The sequence below is a fragment of the Pararobbsia alpina genome (genome assembly GCF_902859895.1).
GTDB lineage: Bacteria > Pseudomonadota > Gammaproteobacteria > Burkholderiales > Burkholderiaceae > Pararobbsia > Pararobbsia alpina.
The window spans coordinates 1-3,378 of record NZ_CADIKM010000122.1 but is presented as its reverse complement, the minus strand read 5'-3'; the positions used below and the strand labels follow the sequence as shown (position 1 = coordinate 3,378).

The following is a 3,378-nucleotide window of genomic DNA, read 5'->3' as shown; positions in this document are numbered from 1 at the left end:
TGGGGTGTAACAGCCTGACGATTACCTACTTTCACACGGGAACCCGCACTATCATCGGCGTGGAGTCGTTTCACGGTCCTGTTCGGGATGGGAAGGGGTGGGACCAACTCGCTATGGTCATCAGGCATGACTTGTTGCCGCGCAGGGGTTGTGGCCTGCGCAGCCAATTGGGAAGAAGAATGCGGGTTGTGCTGTATCGCAAACGGCTCGGTTCAGGACTTTACTTCAATCTCTGATTCGAGCGGGCGACAACGACACACGGGTGCGGCAGTCTCTCCACTGAGGGAGGCGCCCAAACACACGTGTTATAGGATCAAGCCTTACGGGCAATTAGTATCAGTTAGCTTAACGCATTACTGCGCTTCCACACCTGACCTATCAACGTCCTGGTCTCGAACGACCCTTCAAGGGGCTTAAAGCCCCAGGGATATCTCATCTTAAGGCGAGTTTCCCGCTTAGATGCTTTCAGCGGTTATCTCTTCCGAACATAGCTACCCGGCGATGCCACTGGCGTGACAACCGGTACACCAGAGGTTCGTCCACTCCGGTCCTCTCGTACTAGGAGCAGCCCCCTTCAAATATCCAACGCCCACGGCAGATAGGGACCAAACTGTCTCACGACGTTTTAAACCCAGCTCACGTACCTCTTTAAATGGCGAACAGCCATACCCTTGGGACCGGCTACAGCCCCAGGATGAGATGAGCCGACATCGAGGTGCCAAACACCGCCGTCGATATGAACTCTTGGGCGGTATCAGCCTGTTATCCCCAGAGTACCTTTTATCCGTTGAGCGATGGCCCTTCCATACAGAACCACCGGATCACTATGACCTGCTTTCGCACCTGCTCGACTTGTCGGTCTCGCAGTTAAGCACGCTTATGCCATTGCACTATCAGCACGATTTCCGACCGTACCTAGCGTACCTTCGTACTCCTCCGTTACACTTTGGGAGGAGACCGCCCCAGTCAAACTGCCTACCATGCACTGTCCCCGACCCGGATTACGGGCCAAGGTTAGAACCGCAAACAAACCAGGGTGGTATTTCAAGGACGGCTCCAACGAAACTAGCGTTCCGTCTTCATAGCCTCCCACCTATCCTACACAGATCGGTTCACAGTCCAATGCAAAGCTACAGTAAAGGTTCATGGGGTCTTTCCGTCTAGCCGCGGGTAGATTGCATCATCACAAACACTTCAACTTCGCTGAGTCTCGGGAGGAGACAGTGTGGCCATCGTTACGCCATTCGTGCAGGTCGGAACTTACCCGACAAGGAATTTCGCTACCTTAGGACCGTTATAGTTACGGCCGCCGTTTACCGGGACTTCAATCAAGAGCTTGCACCCCATCATTTAATCTTCCGGCACCGGGCAGGCGTCACACCCTATACGTCCACTTTCGTGTTTGCAGAGTGCTGTGTTTTTATTAAACAGTCGCAGCCACCAGTTTATTGCAACCCTCTCACCCTCCTGGCGCAGGCCAGTCAAGCTACAAGGGCGTACCTTATCCCGAAGTTACGGTACCAATTTGCCGAGTTCCTTCTCCCGAGTTCTCTCAAGCGCCTTAGAATACTCATCTCGCCCACCTGTGTCGGTTTGCGGTACGGTCTCGTTAGACTGAAGCTTAGAGGCTTTTCTTGGGACCCCTTCCGATTGCTTCGCGACCTAAGCCGCTCGCGCCACACCCTTGAATTGCGCACCCGGATTTGCCTGAGTGCCTTCTCCAATGCAGCGACCGGGACTTCCAACACCCGGACAACCTTCCGCGATCCGTCCCCCCATCGCATCTAACGACGGTGCAGGAATATTAACCTGCTTCCCATCAGCTACGCATCTCTGCCTCGCCTTAGGGGCCGACTCACCCTACGCCGATGAACGTTGCGTAGGAAACCTTGGGCTTACGGCGAGGGGGCCTTTCACCCCCTTTATCGCTACTCATGTCAGCATTCGCACTTCCGATACCTCCAGCACGCTTTACAACGCACCTTCACAGGCTTACGGAACGCTCTCCTACCATGCGTGCAAGCACGCATCCGCAGCTTCGGTGACTGGCTTAGCCCCGTTACATCTTCCGCGCAGGACGACTCGATCAGTGAGCTATTACGCTTTCTTTAAAGGATGGCTGCTTCTAAGCCAACCTCCTGACTGTTTTAGCCTTCCCACTTCGTTTCCCACTTAGCCAATCTTGGGGACCTTAGCTGGCGGTCTGGGTTGTTTCCCTCTTGACGTCGGACGTTAGCACCCGGCGTCTGTCTCCCGTGATTGCACTCTTCGGTATTCGGAGTTTGCTATGGCGAAGTAATCCGCAATGGACCCTTCAACCATGACAGTGCTCTACCCCCGAAGGTGATACACGAGGCACTACCTAAATAGTTTTCGGAGAGAACCAGCTATTTCCGGATTTGTTTAGCCTTTCACCCCTATCCACAGCTCATCCCCTAATTTTTCAACATTAGTGGGTTCGGACCTCCAGTACGTGTTACCGCACCTTCATCCTGGCCATGGATAGATCATCCGGTTTCGGGTCTACGCCCTGCAACTAATCGCCCTATTCGGACTCGCTTTCGCTACGCCTTCCCTATTCGGTTAAGCTCGCTACAGAACGTAAGTCGCTGACCCATTATACAAAAGGTACGCCGTCACCCGTTTCCAGGCTCCGACTGTTTGTATGCATGCGGTTTCAGGATCTATTTCACTCCCCTCCCGGGGTTCTTTTCACCTTTCCCTCACGGTACTGGTTCACTATCGGTCGATCACGAGTATTTAGCCTTGGAGGATGGTCCCCCCATCTTCAGACAGGATTTCACGTGTCCCGCCCTACTTTTCGCATCCCTAGTTCCACACATCGGTTTTCGCATACAGGGCTATCACCTGCTATGGCCGGGCTGTCCTTCCCGTTCTGCTAACCGTCATGCTAAATGATGCAGGCTGTTCCCATTTCGCTCGCCACTACTCTGGGAATCTCGGTTGATTTCTTTTCCTGCGGCTACTTAGATGTTTCAGTTCACCGCGTTCGCTTCACATGACCTATGTATTCAGTCACGGATGACCCATACGGGCCGGGTTTCCCCATTCGGATATTTGTGGATCAAAGCTCGTTTGCCAGCTCCCCACAACTTTTCGCAGGCTACCGCGTCCTTCATCGCCTGTGATCGCCAAGGCATCCACCACATGCACTTGTTCGCTTGACCCTATAACGCGTGTGTCTGGACTTGCGTCCCACCACACCGCGCTACAGGTTTGAGTTATCGCGTTTGCCGTATTCCAAGTGACTTAAAATCACTTCAAATACATTGATACAATCACAACCCATCTATCTTCCACACACCATCTCAAGTGCGCTTCCAATAGATACATTCTTCTTCCAAATTGTTAAAGAAC

2 rRNA genes are annotated in these 3,378 nt (G+C 53.1%); both read right to left on the bottom strand.

What is annotated here, in order from left to right:
- Nucleotides 1-12 precede the first annotated feature (12 nt).
- Nucleotides 13-125: ribosomal RNA gene (gene rrf, locus HV670_RS29590) — 5S ribosomal RNA — on the bottom strand.
- Between the two features lie 184 nt (nt 126-309).
- Nucleotides 310-3,188: ribosomal RNA gene (locus HV670_RS29585) — 23S ribosomal RNA — on the bottom strand.
- Nucleotides 3,189-3,378: the final 190 nt, after the last annotated feature.